The sequence below is a fragment of the Desulfosporosinus acididurans genome, from assembly GCF_001029285.1.
GTDB lineage: Bacteria > Bacillota > Desulfitobacteriia > Desulfitobacteriales > Desulfitobacteriaceae > Desulfosporosinus > Desulfosporosinus acididurans.
Genome location: NZ_LDZY01000027.1, coordinates 1 through 16,371, shown reverse-complemented (window position 1 = coordinate 16,371; position 16,371 = coordinate 1). Strand labels below are relative to the sequence as shown.

At 40.0% G+C, this 16,371-nt stretch carries 18 protein-coding genes and 3 pseudogenes; 13 read left to right on the top strand and 8 right to left on the bottom strand.

The genetic code is table 11. The annotated features are described in order from the left end of the window. From DEAC_RS21205 to DEAC_RS23070, 3 genes are all read right to left on the bottom strand, one after another. Positions 1 to 653: ExeA family protein (locus DEAC_RS21205; protein WP_047812091.1), on the bottom strand; the 653-nt coding region annotated here is incomplete at its 3' end. Continuing rightward, a complete protein-coding gene (locus DEAC_RS21200) occupies positions 653 to 1,999 on the bottom strand; it encodes a DDE-type integrase/transposase/recombinase (protein WP_047812090.1) in 1,347 nt (448 codons plus the stop codon). The genes DEAC_RS21205 and DEAC_RS21200, both read right to left, overlap by 1 nt. Positions 2,000 to 2,042: 43 nt before the next feature. Further along, the gene (locus tag DEAC_RS23070) at positions 2,043 to 2,585 is read right to left on the bottom strand and encodes a DUF6431 domain-containing protein (protein ID WP_282434473.1); all 543 of its coding nucleotides are present in this window, start codon (positions 2,583 to 2,585) and stop codon (positions 2,043 to 2,045) included. Between the two features lie 40 nt (positions 2,586 to 2,625). Between DEAC_RS23070 and DEAC_RS21195 the strand changes: the two genes are divergently transcribed. The 10 genes from DEAC_RS21195 (at position 2,626) to DEAC_RS21155 (ending at position 10,497) form a co-directional block, all read left to right on the top strand. Continuing rightward, complete coding sequence (locus DEAC_RS21195) at positions 2,626 to 2,856, top strand: hypothetical protein (protein ID WP_047812089.1); 231 nt, start codon at positions 2,626 to 2,628, stop codon at positions 2,854 to 2,856. A gap of 318 nt (positions 2,857 to 3,174) precedes the next feature. Next, positions 3,175 to 3,741: a TetR/AcrR family transcriptional regulator gene (locus DEAC_RS21190; protein WP_047812088.1), complete on the top strand. Its 567-nt coding sequence runs from the start codon at positions 3,175 to 3,177 to the stop codon at positions 3,739 to 3,741. Positions 3,742 to 3,921: 180 nt separating this feature from the next. Then, the gene (locus DEAC_RS21185; RefSeq protein WP_047812087.1) at positions 3,922 to 4,956 is read left to right on the top strand and encodes an SDR family oxidoreductase; all 1,035 of its coding nucleotides are present in this window, start codon (positions 3,922 to 3,924) and stop codon (positions 4,954 to 4,956) included. 557 nt (positions 4,957 to 5,513) lie between these two features. Next, positions 5,514 to 5,675, top strand: a complete 162-nt coding sequence (locus DEAC_RS24015; RefSeq protein ID WP_200903177.1) for a hypothetical protein — start codon at positions 5,514 to 5,516, stop codon at positions 5,673 to 5,675. Next, positions 5,672 to 5,917: a hypothetical protein gene (locus DEAC_RS24010; RefSeq protein ID WP_053006561.1), complete on the top strand. Its 246-nt coding sequence runs from the start codon at positions 5,672 to 5,674 to the stop codon at positions 5,915 to 5,917. Before DEAC_RS24015 ends, DEAC_RS24010 begins: the two co-directional genes overlap by 4 nt. Next, entirely contained in the window at positions 5,901 to 6,650 is a 750-nt protein-coding gene (gene arr / locus DEAC_RS21175) for an NAD(+)--rifampin ADP-ribosyltransferase (RefSeq protein ID WP_047812086.1), read from the top strand. Before DEAC_RS24010 ends, arr begins: the two co-directional genes overlap by 17 nt. Before the next feature lie 220 nt (positions 6,651 to 6,870). Continuing rightward, a complete protein-coding gene (locus DEAC_RS21170; RefSeq protein WP_047812085.1) occupies positions 6,871 to 7,392 on the top strand; it encodes a GNAT family N-acetyltransferase in 522 nt (173 codons plus the stop codon). 276 nt (positions 7,393 to 7,668) lie between these two features. Further along, positions 7,669 to 7,875 (top strand): hypothetical protein, encoded by a 207-nt coding sequence (locus DEAC_RS24385; protein WP_053006560.1) that lies wholly within the window; start codon positions 7,669 to 7,671, stop codon positions 7,873 to 7,875. A gap of 51 nt (positions 7,876 to 7,926) precedes the next feature. Further along, entirely contained in the window at positions 7,927 to 8,514 is a 588-nt protein-coding gene (locus DEAC_RS21160) for a poly-gamma-glutamate hydrolase family protein (RefSeq protein WP_047812084.1), read from the top strand. Positions 8,515 to 8,784: 270 nt separating this feature from the next. Next, complete coding sequence (locus tag DEAC_RS21155; RefSeq protein ID WP_047812083.1) at positions 8,785 to 10,497, top strand: methyl-accepting chemotaxis protein; 1,713 nt, start codon at positions 8,785 to 8,787, stop codon at positions 10,495 to 10,497. Positions 10,498 to 11,866: 1,369 nt separating this feature from the next. On the opposite strand, the gene DEAC_RS21145 is transcribed toward DEAC_RS21155, so the two are convergent. After that, positions 11,867 to 12,118 carry a hypothetical protein gene (locus tag DEAC_RS21145; protein WP_047812081.1) on the bottom strand — a complete coding sequence of 84 codons (252 nt, stop codon included), beginning with the start codon at positions 12,116 to 12,118 and terminating at the stop codon, positions 11,867 to 11,869. Positions 12,119 to 12,341: 223 nt separating this feature from the next. Here DEAC_RS21145 and DEAC_RS23055 point away from each other — a divergent pair, with 223 nt between their 5' ends. Beyond that, positions 12,342 to 12,479, top strand: a complete 138-nt coding sequence (locus DEAC_RS23055; protein WP_427846290.1) for an aspartyl-phosphate phosphatase Spo0E family protein — start codon at positions 12,342 to 12,344, stop codon at positions 12,477 to 12,479. Positions 12,480 to 12,545: 66 nt separating this feature from the next. Next, positions 12,546 to 12,686 (top strand): hypothetical protein, encoded by a 141-nt coding sequence (locus DEAC_RS24005; protein WP_172408201.1) that lies wholly within the window; start codon positions 12,546 to 12,548, stop codon positions 12,684 to 12,686. A gap of 302 nt (positions 12,687 to 12,988) precedes the next feature. On the opposite strand, the pseudogene DEAC_RS24380 reads toward DEAC_RS24005, so the two are convergent. From DEAC_RS24380 to DEAC_RS24375, 3 genes and pseudogenes are all read right to left on the bottom strand, one after another. Further along, a pseudogene (locus DEAC_RS24380) lies at positions 12,989 to 13,098 on the bottom strand (MBL fold metallo-hydrolase); the annotation flags it as partial. A gap of 940 nt (positions 13,099 to 14,038) precedes the next feature. Further along, positions 14,039 to 14,494, bottom strand: a complete 456-nt coding sequence (locus DEAC_RS21135) for a hypothetical protein (protein WP_047812079.1) — start codon at positions 14,492 to 14,494, stop codon at positions 14,039 to 14,041. A 95-nt stretch (positions 14,495 to 14,589) separates the two neighbouring features. Continuing rightward, positions 14,590 to 14,787: pseudogene (locus DEAC_RS24375) on the bottom strand (nickel pincer cofactor biosynthesis protein LarB); the annotation flags it as partial. A gap of 493 nt (positions 14,788 to 15,280) precedes the next feature. Between DEAC_RS24375 and DEAC_RS23405 the strand changes: the two are divergent. After that, positions 15,281 to 15,493, top strand: coding sequence for a hypothetical protein (locus DEAC_RS23405; RefSeq protein WP_152671465.1), 213 nt, complete (start codon positions 15,281 to 15,283; stop codon positions 15,491 to 15,493). Positions 15,494 to 15,736: 243 nt separating this feature from the next. Here the strand turns inward: DEAC_RS23405 and DEAC_RS21125 are convergent. Next, positions 15,737 to 16,371, bottom strand: a pseudogene (locus DEAC_RS21125) (transposase); the annotation flags it as partial.

Genomic DNA, 16,371 nt, shown 5'->3' with positions numbered 1-16,371 from the left:
GCTTGATCTGAGAAGATGTCATGGTCGGCACCTGCATACCCTAAGTGTTGTTTTATATAGGCCTCAGTATCGGCTCGATCAAAGTGAGTTAATTTACACTGCAAATCGATCCGTTGACGAATGGCCGCGTATGCCTGAAGCTGAAGACGATCCCACAGTTCACTTTGTCCGACCAAGATGAGGGCCATGGGGCTTTCAGCATCCATATTCATGTTGAGCAAAAATCTTACTTCCTCCAACATTTCTCGATCTAACAAATGAGCTTCGTCAACCACTACCACAGGCTGCAGATGTTGAATCCCCCGCATGAGCTCAATTTCCCGATGCAGCTGACGTTTGGCATCTCCACGGTAAAACTTTGATTCGAAGCCGAGTTGTTCTAACAGTCCTCTGTAAAAATGTCGGGGAGTCAGTTTGGAGTCGGACAAATATAGCACTTTAAACTTTGAGGGGTCTAGGGTTTGAGTATAACGGCGAATGGTTGTGGTTTTCCCCGTTCCACAGTCGCCGGTGACCACGGCAAACCACCTTCGCTTGGCTGCATATTCGAGACGCCCCAGGGTCTCTTCCAAGAGGATCGATTCGTAAAGTTCAGTGGTCGGAATATCCCGTGAAAACGGTAACCGGCTGAATCCGTAGAAGGTTTCGAACATCACTTATGCCCTCCTTCCGAAAGTGCTCGGAAGGATAGGGCCGGTGCTTGACGTTCACGGCGTTCCTGGTGTTTTTGTTCAGCAGCTTCGAGTAATCTCGACCCTTCAGTTTTCGGCAACTGAAGGTACTCCGGCAGTTGAGGGCGTTTGCCGACCCGATCTCCGATCACCAGTTCATGGGCTTTCCAGGGAGCGTGTCCTTCATACTCAATCGTCAGTTCGCTAATATCTGCCGGATCATAAATTACATCCACACGACATCCAATAAAGGAGAGTCCAACTTCATATTTTTTGCCCATAAAGTTAATGCATCCGGATTTATCGACGTTTCGAGACTCTGAGTGTAAAAACGCATTCGCCAAAACCTCCGGATCAGGAAAACGAAGAGGCTCTTTGTCACTGCGGTAAGCCGTCTCCGGACTCATCTTGTTTTCCAATGCGGTATGCGGTTTATTCTGGTAGCATTCACTCAGCCATACCTGAAATAAGTCATTAAGCCGATCCAAGGTCTTTGGCTTTTCTAAGGCCACCTCTGCCAGGAAGGCGTCAATAAGCCGATTGAATTTTTCAACTTTCCCTTTCGACTCTGCGGCATACGGCCTGGCATAGAGCAGGCGGATGCCTAGTTTAGAGCACGTTCGAGTCATCGATTTGTTTCTGTATTGCTTTCCGTTGTCAAAGTATACAGCTTGAGGCAATCCCCACTTTTGAATGGCCATACGAAAACAGTCTTCTACGATCACCTGATCAAGAGTGGGATAAAAGGCACCGTGTAATACATATCGTGTCGCGTCATCAATAAACGTGACAAGATATACTTGTTTTAGGGACCCCTTTGGCCCGATAGGAAGGTACGGACCGTATTTAATGTCCGATTGCCACAATTGATTACGAAAACGCTTTTGAAACCGCCGTGAAGAGACGCCAGTACTGGCATACATCTGCATTTGCCGACTACTGTAACCACATTTAGTGAGTTTTTCCTGTAAGGTGGAGCGTTTGAGTTCCCCGGGAGATGCTTTACCTTCCCACTCCAGGATCTGAATAATTTGAGCAATGCTCCGGCGAGGTACCTCACGCCGCAGGATAATCGCTTGTTCAAGAAGCCCTGGGGCTATGGTCCCTTTTGGCTTTCGGCCTCTTCCTTTAGGTTTAAGACCGTCAAATCCCTTTTGCTGATACACTTCCAAGTATCGCCGTATTGTCCGTTCTGAAATTCCATGGGTAAGACATATTTGGTATTTGAGCTCTCGTAATTTGGCCGGATCGAGTCCCTCTGCGAGGAGGGGGGACAAAAGTTGAACACGCGCAGCTGCAATCTCTTCGGCTTTTTTCTGATCATTCATCCGAAAACACCTCTCTTAAGCAGACTTCGTTGTTCAGTCTAACTCAAGTGTTTACGGACAAAAATGCCAAACGGGTATGTATCCATAAATTTGCATTGACGATAGGGCGGACAATTCTCGCCAGCCAACCGGGTGTCGGTTCAACGTAACATCCGATTTTTTGATGTACAGAAAGTGTTGGGACGGACGGCTCCTTCACTCGGCCTTGTGCAAGACGAATTGCAATGGTATTTAAACAATTGAGAAAGTACGGGTAAATAGCGGCAAACCAGAACCGTAATCGATACAAGGTTGAATTATCTGCTGCAACGTCGGAAAGACCAGGGCGATCTGAAACAACGCTTTCGATACAGGCCGATTCATAGCGTTTGTAGGGTACCAGGCAATCTGGTAACTCATGATGGATTCGCCGACAGTTTACACAACGCATTCTACGGATGATCAATACTCTGGGTTGTGCGTTACTGTTCTTTACTTTCCGCATCCGACTTCCGATCACGCTCAATTGTTCTCCACAGCAAGGACAAGGAACAGATTCTGTACACCTAACAAAAAACTCCAGTTTGAGGGTTTTCAATGAGCTCATAATTTGATACAATAACCATGCTATTTTTGGGGGGATGCCTTTGGTAAACCTGTTGGCGCAGGCTTACGTTAACAAAGGCATCCTTTTCCTTTCTATAGATATGGTCATTATATCCGTCAACTTATGGACAGGCAATACCGTCAGCTTTCAGTCATTTTATGCTAGCGAAAACAGGATAGGTTTAAAAACTGGTATATCCGATATTATTGAATATATCCTGACAGAACTTCATTTAATTAGACAATGTCCTAACTTCGTTGTTGTCTGCTAAATGAATAAATATGCAAAGTGACCTTCAGCTTATAAAGTGCTGAGGTCGCTTTTTTTAGTTTATTGCTGCAAAGACCTTTCTAATTCTTCTAAGCCGCGGTCTATGATTTGCTGTGTTGCAGAGTTTTGAATTTGTTGTTTTTCATCTTCAGAGACAAACCCCGAAAGAATTCTTCAAAGGCGAATTCAGCTTCTTTTAGGGTTAATGCTTGTGTTGACTGACTAGCCGCTCTACTGTAAAATACAGACATAGAACATTAACTGACTAGACACTCTATAATAATATGTTGGTAATACAGCTTAAAGAAAGGAGGAGAACATGGCTAGACCGAGAAGTGAAGACAAAAGAAGTGCAATCATGTCGGCAGCGATTCACGTAATAGCCTCTCAGGGGCTGGGCGCACCCACGGCAACTATTGCAAAGGAGGCAGGAGTTTCTAATGGATCATTATTCAACTACTTCGGGACTAAGGCTGACTTATTGAACCAACTCTACATAGAACTCAAATCAGAGATGGCTGCGGCAGCCTTGGATGGGCTACCGTCCGAAGACGACATCCGTAGGCAGATGCTCCATGTGTGGTCCCAATGGCTGAGCTGGGCGACATCATTTCCAGAGAAGCGACGGGCGCTCACACATCTCGGCGTATTGGACGATATCACAGTGGAGAGTCGTCAGATTGCGAATAATGCCCTTTCAGGTATTAGTAAACTCCTGGAGCGAGGCCGTGAAAATGGACCAATGTGTAATACCCCTTTAGAGTTCATCGTTTCCATTGTGAATGCGATGGCGGACGCTACAATCGATTTCATGATCAATGATCCAGCTAACGCTGACAAGCATTGTACAGTGTCGTTCGATGCTATCAGGCGAATGCTTACATAATTTTTTGGACTATTTATGACTGACTAGTCAAGCAATTAAATGGAGGTAAAAAATGTTGAAGATTGTTTTGGATAACTTTATAGATATTAAGACTTATATCATCACTGGATCTATATCGGGCTTAGCGAGTTCAATAACTTTGACTCGATCTAGTAAGGCATGGAATGGGAGGGAATTAAAATGGCACGAGTTTTAGTCACAGGAGGTACGGGGTTCGTAGGTTCCCATTGTTTGATCCAGCTATTGGCGGCTGGACATGAGACGCGAGCCACAGTTCGTGATCTTGCGCGTGAAAATGATGTGCGTGCCACGTTGCGCCAAGGGGGAGCATATGAGGTAGGTGAGCGTCTTACCATGTTTCGTGCTGATTTGAATGCTGATTCAGGTTGGGCAGAAGCGATGGTCGGTTGCGACTACGTGCTCCATGTCGCGTCACCTTATCCGAGCACTGTGCCAAAAAATGAGAATGAACTAATCGCACCGACCCGAGACGGCGCCCTGCGTGTGTTGCGGGCCGCACGCGACAATGGTGTCAAGCGCGTAGTACTGACCTCGTCTTTTGCAGCTATCGGGTATGGTGACAAGGAGCGGACCGCTTCCTTCACTGAAGAGAATTGGACGGATATTAGCTCACCAGGTTTGCAACCTTACCAGAAAGCTAAGACGATTGCAGAACGGGAGGCTTGGGATTTCATCGCACGGGAAGGTGGCGGGCTGGAATTGGCTGTGGTGAATCCGGTTGGTGTTCTCGGACCAGTCCTGGGGCCAGACTATTCGACATCGATCTTGCTTATAAAGCGTCTGCTGGAAGGTTCTATGCCGGGCTGCCCCGATCTCTGGTTTGGTGCAGTCGATGTACGCGACGTGGCTGATTTGCACCTCAAGGCAATGACCAACCAGGCCGCTTGCGGCCAACGGTTTCTGGCTACCGGTGGGGATTTCATGAGCGTTCTACAAATGGCCGAAATTCTTAAGGATGGTGCCGGCGAAATCAGCCGCAAGGTTCCGACACGACCACTGCCCAACTGGCTTATGCGCATGGTCGCGCTATTCGATTCTGAGGTCAAAGGGAATCTGTCGGAACTTGGCAAACACAAAAACGGGTCCAATGAAAAGGCATGTCGCCTGCTGGGCTGGGCGCCTAGGAGCCCAAGGGAAGCGCTTCTCGCTACGGCCCAGAGTCTGTCGGAACTTGGACTGCTGAAATCTGGTTAAACGGAGCGAGATATGGCAAAGCATGATGAGTTCCCCGGCTGAGTTAAGCTACCCTTTAATCTAGTAAAATTATAGATATGCTTATCTCATCGCACTTTAACTATACGTATGGCTTAAAGGCTTGCTCCTATCAGACGATAATGCATAAAATCATGCCCATCAGCCCCCTAGAAAGCCCCCCTTGAATAAGCTCAAAAGATTTGCGTATTTGTATCATCTAGTTGCCAAAACACAACGACTAAATATGGCGCAAATCCAGTGATATAGCCTTGTATGTAGTGGCCTTGGCCCAAAAAATCATGTGTTTCTTTATACTGCGAGAGTAGTGTGGGGAAACATTTTTTACAGAAATATTTTCTGAGTTGAGAATGTACATAACTGGAAGTAAAAAGGCATTAAGTTAAGATATGGTTAGTATAATTACGCGAAAGTGGTAAAACACATGAAAAAGATTGGTAAATATATATTTGTGATTGAATAATCCCTTCCAGAACTATTAAAAATATAAAAAAGAAGTGTGGGAGAGAAATCTGCCTATAAAGATTGGCTTTGGCTCTGTGCCAGAAAGTCCAGCAGCAGTCCTGCACTTTTGGGAAAATCTCGCTAAGGTAGGGAATAAAACATTTATAGATTCTGTTGATTTTGTCGGCCATAATTTTTATGTTGATGTATTTGAAGATCAACCGATGGATTTAACTATGATCGTCAAACAGAGGTGATCGAAACGGTTATTAGAACAATCTATAATCTGCGACATGAGCTTAACATTTCTCATTATGAGCTTTTCGGACTCAGGGATGCAGATAGTTCCAAGGATGACCTTTTTCATCAATATGGAATTATGCGGGATGATTATACGCCCAAACCGGCTTATGATACATTTAAAAAATTTAACTATAAAACTAATGCTACTATTAGGCTTGAAGAAATGGAGGTAAGATCAGTTGAATATAAAATTTGATCCAAATAACGTCGTTATTAAACTCTGTATGAGTGGAATGAGATTGGAAGATAGTGGAGACATTGAAGACGCAATCACGATGTTTCATAAAGCATGGTACGAAGCAACAGACGACTATGAAAGATTTATTGCAGCTTATCATTTAGCTCGTCAACAAAAGAGTATTACTGATAAATTGAAATGGATGGAAACATCATTACAGTGTGCATTAAAAATCAATGATGATAATGTTAAGAGTGCATACTCAACGTTATATTTAAACATTGCCAAATGTTATGAGGAGTTGTGTGATTCAGATAATGCAAAAAGAAATTATGAATTGTCAAATTCATATAAAGGTGCACCTTCTGATGAAGGGCCATTTTATCATGGGACAAAGGCAGATTTGCAGGTTGGTGATTTACTGACAGCGGGTGGAAATTCAAATTACAAATCTGGGCTTAAAATGAACCACATTTATTTCACTGCTAATATCAATGGCGCAGGGCTGGCAGCAGCATTAGCTAATGGAGATGGAAGAGAACACGTTTATATAATAGAACCAACAGGTGAATTTGAAAACGACCCAAATGTTACTGACAAAAAATTCCCTGGTAACTTAACACGTTCTTATCGCTCACAAGAACCTTTAAGAATTATTGGTGAAGAAACAGAGTGGCCGAAACTGACAACTACGGAGCGACGTGAATGGCGCGAAAAATTGGCTAAAAACAAGGGCGAAATTATTAACTGAACATATTTCATGGGTAATTTAGTTACTATTTCAAGTTTGTCGGTGGGTTTACATATAAAATAAAGCAAGGCACCCTGTAAAAAAATAGTCCAATGAGTGTGGTTGACTTATTAATACAAAAATATAAGATTAGATGCTCGATATCTCGGGATTTGTGAGTTGCCCAATAGTATAAACTAAGGCGTATTGGTAAGATACTTCGATCTTAAGGAGGTTTTTTATGCCAGATATTATAATCAATCTACTTGAGGAGTCAGATGCACAGGAACTTTTTACATTTGAAATTAAAAATAGGGCTTTTTTTGAGAGAGTAGGTTTTCCAAGAGGAGATAACTATTATGAATTAAATAATTTCAATACAATAATAAAGGAGTCAGTTGAGGAACAAGAAAAAGGATTAGTATATATGTATTTAATAAAGAATCATACCGGAATGATTCTTGGCAGAATAAATTTATTATCAATAGTAAGAGGAAGTTTTAATAAGGCTGGACTAGGCTATAGAATAGGCGAGGAACATCAGGGAAAGGGATATGCCACACGCGCTGTAAAACTCGTTTTAGATGAAGCAGTCAATAAACATAAGCTTCATAGGCTAGAGGCTGGGACAGCACCCAATAATATAGGATCGCAAATAGTATTAATAAAGAATAATTTTCAGTTTGTTGGGCGTTTTAATAAATATATCTATAAGAATGGACAATGGTGTGAAAGCATATATTTTGAAAGAATACTTGATTGAATATATGCTGTCAAATACGGCACTTTATTTATTTAATAAAAGATAGTGACGGATAGGTCACGGTGGGGGGGGAACGGCTCCGTCGCTCAACACTCAATTCATTGTTATGAAGAAGCCAAAAACAGAGGGTATTTCGAAAGGGTACAACTTGGATGCCTTTTGCATGATGCCAGCGAAAGCTATATTTCTGATCTGACCAGGCCGGTAAAGCGCAACTTGCCAGAGTATTTTGCCATTTAGGAAAAGCTCCAAAGAGATATTTATGAAAGGTTTAGCTTGGATGACTTATCGGAGGAAGAATTAAAACAAATAGAAAATGTTGACGATACCATGCTCCATTATGAATTTGAAGCATTGATGGACTTTCAAATATTTGATGCCCCTCCAGATAAAACAACAGAACCTGACTTCTCTTTGAGAGATTTTATTGACGTGGAAAGGAAATTTCTTGAGATTTTCAATAGATTAATAAAGATGATCTAGGAATCTAGTCTCCTGCATTTCTGACTACTGGAGAAACATGGGAGGAAAACAATGTCAGATACTTATTCGAATTTCCGGGAGTTACAGTTGCATGAACAAGAGGATCGGGATTATCGGATAAAGGTTAGCCAAAATTGGCATCAAGTTTTAGTCGTTGCTCCACATGGAGGAAATATTGAGCCTTATACTTCTGAAATTGCACAATGGATAGCAAAAGGAGATTTTGCATGGTATTTATTTGAGGGAATAAGAGATATAGAAGTCAGGAAGCTGCATATTACAAGCCACAATTTTGATGAACCAACATTGCTTCAAGCCCTTCATGAAGCATATATCGTGTTAACAATACATGGCCTAAAAAACTTAGCCGAAGAATATTTAATGATAGGCGGGTTAGATACTGTATTGGCAACGTTGTTCCGGAGAGAATTACAAAATCGAGGTTTTACTGTTAAAGACTGTGAACAGAAATATCGTGGGGAGCGGGCAACTAATATTTGTAATAGGGGACGTACTGGAAAAGGCGTACAGTTAGAAATTAGTTATGCTTTGAGAAGCAGAATTGTTGAAGATGCAGAATGTAGGAACCGATTTGTAGACGCGATCCGGTCAGTCATTAAAGCTCAGGAATTACGTTGAGAAGTGGCATACATAGTCACAAGATGACCAGATAGTTCAATAGCTGCATGTCAACAGGCTTCTTGAAACCTAAAGTAAATAAACTTATAACACGATTATTGAAGGGGGGCGTAGCAAAATTTAACTACGTCCCTTATAACTTTTGAAAAACTAGTCGAAATATATCGATATAAATGTGTAGGAAAATACAATTTAATAAAGTATCATGGAACATAGTGTTGAATATTAGTATGATTACATAAGTAGTACAAAGGGGATGTAATATAAACAATGAACAACATTAATTGGAAAATAAAATTACGAGCAGGCTTTCTTGTTCTCGCAGGCTTAGTGCTCTTGGTTGGATTGATCGGTGTAAGAGACTTAGGTATTATCAACAGCGATGGAGCTCAAATTTATTCCTATAACCTTATATCCATTAAAGACCTCAACCAAATCCGGACGCTCTTCTTGGAAAATCGTTCATCTGTAATTCAGTTCTTTTACTCAACTAATGGAATTGATCAACAAGCCATAAAGCAACAGATAGCATCTGATTCTGAGACCGATAACAAGGATACGCAGAACTATGAAAAAAGTTTTGGAAGTAAACTAACACCAACAGAACTTAAACTCTATAATGAATTTAAAAGTTCTGAAGTAGATTATCGGAACCAGAGAGATAGTATGATGCAATCACTGGAAACAGGGAATCGTCTGCAGGCTAGAACTTATTTTGATCAATTATTAACAGCTAATGACAAGGCCTTAAAGATTTTGGATGACTTAATTACATCAAATGAACAAGCTGCTAGTCAAAGGAAAATCAGCAATCAAAACATTTATCAGCGAAACCTAATAGTAATGATTGTCCTAATAGGATTTAGCATTATATTAGCTTTAGTTATTGGATTGTTTTTATCTGAAAATCTAACGCGAAGGCTCAGAAATATCGTTCGCCTTGCTGAAGCCTTAGGTGAAGGAGACTTAACACAACAACTTAACATTTATGGTAAGGATGAAATTGGACAATTAGGTGTATCGATTAATAAAGCAATGGGGCATATGAAAGAAATGGTGTCCCATATTCTAGACGGTTGCCAAACAATGAATGCACATTCCGAAGAGCTGTCAGCCAATATGGAAGAACTTTCAGCAAGCATGCAAGTTATTCAACAAACCACAGAACAAATCGCCCAAGGCTCGGAAGAATTAAGTGTCAGTACCGAAGAAGTTGGGGCTTCGACATCGGAAGTTCAAGAATTCACAAAGAGATTGGCTCAAAAAGCTGAGCAAGGGCAGGAAAATGTAACGGGAATCAAAGAAAGGGCAAGTGAAGTTAGAAGTCGAGGAACTAGAGCTGTCAATGAGGCAGAAGCTCTTTATCAGGACAAAGAGGTTAAAATCAAGCAAGCTTTAGATGAGGCAAAAGTTGTTGAAGAGATCAAGGTCATGGCAGAAGCCATCGGAGGAATTGCCGATCAAACCAATTTATTAGCCCTTAATGCAAGTATTGAGGCGGCTCGTGCTGGAGAAGCCGGACGGGGCTTTGCAGTAGTTGCTGAAGAAGTACGGAAACTAGCTGAACAGTCTCAATCGGCCATAGGAAATATTCATCAAGTAATATCTAATGTCCAAAGTGCTTTTAATAATCTAATGGTCAATACTAAGGAATTACTTAATTTCATTGAAATGAGAGTTAGGCCCGATTACGAAGCCTATGCACAGATAGGCACCCAATATGAGACTGATTCGTGCTTTGTTGAGGAAATGTCAAAGGAAATAGCGGCATCAGCACACTCGATGAACCAAATTATAAATCAAATTAGTACTGCAATTCAAAATGTGACTGCGACGGCGCAAGAATCGGCATCAAGCTCCGAGGAAATTTCAACAAGTATAGAACAAGCAACCACAGCTGTAGAACAGGTAAATGCTTCAGCCCAAGCCCAGGCAGAATTAGCAGGGAAGTTAAGTGAACTAGTTGGAGGATTTAAGTTGTGATATAAAATAATGTTAAAGGTATAAAATTGTAAATAAAGGGACGTAACGAAAAGATGCTTTTCGTACGTGGGTGGTCACAGTGGTTCATATAGCAATGGAGGTCGCGGCATGATGGGTGCCTGGTAAGCTAATTAGTACTTTCTGCCCCCCGTACTTGGCTAAATAAACTAAGGATAAACATTGACGCTTTTAATAAGGCGCCTATTGTTTTTATATAGTGAGGTATTTAGCAAGTAACGAAGAACTAGTAACAGGGGACGTAACGAGTGAGGTACATACTGGAAAAATGCAAAACATAGACTTATATTTTCTAGGTATTCTTTGGTCGTATTGGCGGCCCGAAGATTAACTGAGCTAATTCATTTCATCACCAAATTATTATCTGCATGGATGGTATAGTGTTTTAGATAGAGGAATTAAGAAAGGATGATTACCAATGCAAGAATTAACCTTTGAAATTAGAAATATAATTTATGAGAATAAATTCAATGGTAAAACCAGTATTCGAGCTAAATGTATTTCATGACAACTCTTTCCTAAATATTAAAATACCTAATTTCCAGCGAGATAATAAGGCTTATATTAGAAATGCTTTGATTCAGGAACATGAATGGGTTATAAGTTTAAGAGAGACAAATAGGAATGGTTTAGGCTTAGGAAGTATTATTTGATTACTCCTTTAAAATATCCGAGTGGTGTTCAATGATTCCACTGGGAATACTATGAACACTTTAAAGAAATGGTGTGAAGGAAGCTATGAAAAAGAAATCGGTCCGTAAACCAAGAACCCGAGCCATATTCAACACGGGCACTCGTCCTCACAAATCGAATAAAGATTACACTCGAAAAGTTAAGCACAAGGAAACTATGTCTGAAGATGGAGAGTAAAAGTGAAAAGCATGGAGGTGTATTAAATGGTTGGATTATTGGCTACAAGAAATCTTTAAAGAGTATGTAACTGACTAGATAAATATCTAGAAACCAGAGGACAACCCCTCTGAAAAAAGTATATAAACTGTTACTATTTTTCTGTATTCTAAATTTAGCTGATCATATAACAACCATTCTTGCAATCGGCAAAGGAGCAGGGGAAGGGAATCCAATAGTAAATTACTTTATCAACCGTGATTCTCTTCAGTAGCTCAAATTAGCCGGGGTCGGCTTAATTAGTTTGATTCTAATTCGTGCGGCAAAAAGGGACATTAAAAGTCAGATCCGAGTGATTAAGTTGCTAAAGTGGGCCGATCTGGTATTTGGTTTGATTGCAGTTTCTAATATAGTTGTGTATTTTGTACAAGGGTAAGGTGAGACTAGATTAGCCCTAGTAATATGTAAAGAAGCCCCGGTTCATCACCGAGGCTGGTCCATTTTAATAACTTACATAGGTTATTTGTCTGACAGGGATTCTCACTACCGACAGAAGTCCATCAACAGGGTTACCAATATTGGAAAATAACCGAGCGTTAGTCACAAAAACAACGCCATCAATAACTCCACCGTAACTTCCGACCCAAGTGCTTGCATCAGTACCAATTATAATGCGGGCTCCGATCGGTAAAGTGTCAAACAGAATAGCATTAAATGGAGGAGCACCAAAAGGAGGGAATCCTAAACCAGCCATAAATATTATCTCCTCTCGTTTTTTATTTTTGGCTATCGAGCCAATATAAGATGAGAAAGGAGATGTTTTATGGTTTGCATCTATTACATACTATGAAACTTGTCCTGGAAATGTGACCATGTAAGTCAGAGATTTTATAAGTATGTATTTAGTGTGAAGGAATACGTAATTTCGCTTTCCCTGCTCAAGTTACTTGGATATTTAACAGTCGCACATTGCTAAGTTGAAGATTGAGATTTTACGAGGAAAATTAAATACTTTGGGGTCAAATAAACCACTTGTCGACCCTGAAGTTATTCAACTTAGCCAGAGGCTCGATTTATTATTAAATGTATACTATAGCAGGAGAGATGTTGCTTAAGTTGAGAATAGTTTTATAAAAGTTATCATACATAGTTCATATGAGCATGTTTTAGGAGGGAGACATATGGACGCACCTGAGCGAATAATCTTACTTCGTGATGCCGATAAATGCGAAATTAACCCTGAATTAATGGATGCAAGAAATAAGTTTACCGTAGGACAGTTAGAAAATGAGTATTTTCAATGGTTGGATGAATTAATATAAATAAAGTAAAGTAAAGCGACCTTCAAGTGCTGAGGTCGCTTTTAGGTTTTTTACTGCAAACAAAAATAAGCCAACTAATTTTCGGGAAAATTGGAGCAGCCATTATTCCGGGGAAAGGACATGTTTGGTTAATGATATATCGTAGTCAGTATAAGAATAATGCGTTTGCTAAAACGCATCTTTAAGTCCAACCGTTATTTGTATCCTATGCTAAAAGCACCAGCATTCTCTATTAATAAGGACGCTAGTGCTTCTGGTTATTGAATTATTAAATCCAATTTCCCCCCAAAGTTAATTCGATATTATTGACCATTTGCCATTTCTGCTATGCGTTTGTTGGCGCTACCCCTTAGAGACCGCCATGATAACAAATTACCGTTTCAATATCATATTGCATCAACTTTTTCAAAGAGATTATACCCTTTATAGAATTGGAATTTCCCCTTTAGGTGTTGAATCGGAGACTATATCTTTAATAAAGGACATAAATCGAGTTAGCACGGGTGGCAAATATCCCTCGGATCTCCAGATCATGTGAATGCTAAGAGAACTTCTGGGGGTTACGAACACGAATTATTGAAACCTTTTTCAAATTAAGCCCCGGAGCCAGTTAATTATGAAAGAAGTCATAAGAATTTGGAACAGAAACTTTGAACTTTAACAAAAAGAGGTTAGAGCCAAAATGTTACCCGAACCTCTTTTCTTAGCTTAGGATATTTATTAGCGTTATCGACAAATATTAATACTGTAAAATTATTTGGCAATAATGATACATTCCCTTTTAGACTATGCCCTCACTTCGGTGGGGGTATAGTCTTTACCAGACAAATCTAGATAACGGCCTTAGCTATATAAGAGCTGGGTCCGCCGCTTGCTTCTAACTTTTTGAATTAATTCTTATGTATATCCATGTAACAGCTATATGCCAAAAAAGATAAATAATTAAGGGGATAATAGTAGTTCCCCAATTCCACTTAAAGATTCCAAGGTTCTGTAGGATGTTTGAAAAGAGGACACTAAAAAGGGCTGCCGCAATTGGAAAAATATAAATCCATGGCTTATCTCTCGGTAACAAATATAAATACAAAACATAATACATGGCCCAAGCGATTAGAGGGAAAATGGAAATTCCTTTGAAAGCGAAAGGGCCGAAATTTATATAGCCCCCTAAACCTAGCATTTTTGTAAATAGAATAACCATTACGGCGTCAGTTATAGCACCGAAAACAATTCCATAGCGTATTAGATAACGTATTTCCTGTCTGGGCACAATTGAGTATGTAAGTAGAAAAATAACAATTGTGTATATTGGATATACAAAATATGCAGGCATATGTTGTTTCCTTTCAGTACTACAGTATATGCATCTTTTTATCGATAAGCCTTAGAGTCAAAGCAACCATCAACCCGTATATTAGGGCTGTAGATAGGGTTGCATATGCAACGTTCAAAGGCATTTTTCGGAATAGAGGAAGATTAAGTATTGTTCCGAATGTGTTAAGTAATAACCAGATTACTAAACTATAACCTAATCCCTTGATATATAAATAATTACTGGATGTAAACTTTATCAGATAAGCAAAAATGACACCAAGGATTATACATACTGCTACATGGCTAATTATTGAAAGGATTAGACCAAAGAATCCTTCATTGGAATAAACTTGATACGTAAGTATAATTGTCGCGTAATCGTTAAAAGTTCTATCGGTCCATCCTAATGATTTATAGATAATCCCCACAATGTCACAGGTAACGCTTGCCACAAGTCCTGCGATACCTCCTGCAATAAATCTGTCTTTTAGCATTAAGTATAATCACCTCCTTTTAGCACGTTTGGTTAATTTAATATGTAACAATCTGAATTATTATATGCAAGATCTCAGCTAGGTCAACCGTGTTCATCTCTCTTTCTGATGGTGATTGTCCTTCCGAGAGGGTTATATCTGGCCTCTGGACAGACATGTTTTACAGTTTCGTACATCTTTTCATTAGCTCGAGTCGCTAATATATTATTTTCCTTAGAAAGCATAAATTCGATGATATTTTTTACTTGTTCAACTGTTTTTCTTTCGCAATAGATGACTTCCGGATATGTGATTTATCAATAATTTCAGCCACCTCCACGAAGGCAATCCCCGCCGAGGGTGTTGGGTGGACAGGATGCATATTCGAGGACACATCCGTACAACAAAATCGACGGTATTCCGGGTCACATTATCGAAGGTGAATAAGCCGCCGTGAGCGTTGGGGGCGAGTTCGATTAGTTAATAGGCAAAATTGCGCTCCGATTTGATTGAGAGAAGGGTTTTATATGTGGGAATACCTAATCGCAAGACTTACAATTCTTATTACCTTAAGCCTAGGGACATTATTAATTGTTCTGTATCCTTGTATTAAGAAGGATAATATTTACTTTGCAACGTTTAGTTTAGCCGTTGGTTCATTTGTTATAATTGTTTTGTGCTATTTTATATTTAGTAATCCGGTCATTCTGGATCAGATTTTTAGATATGGTTTTCGCTAGACCATGATATCGGAGCTACATTTTGACACTTGCGCACTTCATGTGATGTTAAGGGAAAACTCTATAAGTGAAGACCACGAAGGGGGAAAGTACCGATGCACATGAAGGGGACGGAACGTCCTGTAGTAGTGATGAAGCCCTTGTAATGAGAGTGGAGCAAAGGGGATGTATCAGCTTAAAGGAAGTTTTGGTCAACCGAGAAATCGGGAGGAGCTTTCAACTTTCTGCGTCGGCTTGCAGCCGTAAGGCTTCAAGAGAAAGGCTGGTACGAGCCGTGTAAATCGAGAGGTTTATGCACGGTTCTGTAGGAGGCTGGAGGATGCGTCACATGGTGACTTTGACTTGGATATCAAAACTAACGTTTATAAGTCAAAAAAAAACTTCCCGAGCTCTAAGGAGGCCACTGAAAAACTTACGTTTTTCTTCCTGGTAGTTAAGTAATCAAATAAAAGAGACGGTCCTCATTCTTTATTCGAATGAAGATCGTCTTTTTCTAACCTTTGTATGCGGGTATGTAGTTTTTTTATTCCATTAGTTTTAATATCCTTTTCAAATTTACGCTGAATATGGCCATCGCCCCTTGTAATTCCATGCCAATTAGACCCGAGGATGATGCAACATCATACCCGTGCCTGTGCTTTAGCTCACTATTTTTAGCTTCAATTTTATATCGTTCTTTAGATTTTCCTTTAAAATAATCGCTTTCTTGAAAATTTGCTTGTTCTGTATGTTCATTTGATTTAATAGATACAGAATAAGTTTTATTTTTAGCCCCTTCCTTATAACAACCATCTTTAAATAAACATCTCTTGCACTTTTCGATGTCAAAGTGATATGTATCTGTTTGATTTCTGCCTTGACCTTTTTTACCTTGTCGGGCCTTCCGAATTGCCATATGACCTGCTTTACACACATACATTCCGGCATCTTTATTAAAATTGAATTCATCTTCCTTTTTCCGATTCCCTTGAGTAATCGAAGGATTTAATTTAGCAACTAATTTGATGTTGTTGGTCTTACTATATTTAATATTTTCCTTTTCTGAATAGGCTGCATCTCCAATGACTGTCTCAATTTCCATGCCAGCAGCCACACTTTTTTCAATCAGTGTAACTAATTCTTTCCCGTCACTTTTTCGCCTGTTGTGACCGTCGCTGC

Bases quoted from the DNA above. Each gene is read 5' to 3' on its own strand.
- DEAC_RS21200 (WP_047812090.1), bottom strand. From the start codon at position 1,999: ATGAATGATCAGAAAAAAGCCGAAGAGATTGCAGCTGCGCGTGTTCAA.
- DEAC_RS23070 (WP_282434473.1), bottom strand. From the start codon at position 2,585: ATGAGCTCATTGAAAACCCTCAAACTGGAGTTTTTTGTTAGGTGTACA.
- DEAC_RS21190 (WP_047812088.1), top strand. From the start codon at position 3,175: ATGGCTAGACCGAGAAGTGAAGACAAAAGAAGTGCAATCATGTCGGCA.
- DEAC_RS21185 (WP_047812087.1), top strand. From the start codon at position 3,922: ATGGCACGAGTTTTAGTCACAGGAGGTACGGGGTTCGTAGGTTCCCAT.
- DEAC_RS21170 (WP_047812085.1), top strand. From the start codon at position 6,871: ATGCCAGATATTATAATCAATCTACTTGAGGAGTCAGATGCACAGGAA.
- DEAC_RS21160 (WP_047812084.1), top strand. From the start codon at position 7,927: ATGTCAGATACTTATTCGAATTTCCGGGAGTTACAGTTGCATGAACAA.
- DEAC_RS21155 (WP_047812083.1), top strand. From the start codon at position 8,785: ATGAACAACATTAATTGGAAAATAAAATTACGAGCAGGCTTTCTTGTT.
- DEAC_RS21145 (WP_047812081.1), bottom strand. From the start codon at position 12,118: ATGGCTGGTTTAGGATTCCCTCCTTTTGGTGCTCCTCCATTTAATGCT.
- DEAC_RS24005 (WP_172408201.1), top strand. From the start codon at position 12,546: ATGGACGCACCTGAGCGAATAATCTTACTTCGTGATGCCGATAAATGC.
- DEAC_RS21135 (WP_047812079.1), bottom strand. From the start codon at position 14,494: ATGCTAAAAGACAGATTTATTGCAGGAGGTATCGCAGGACTTGTGGCA.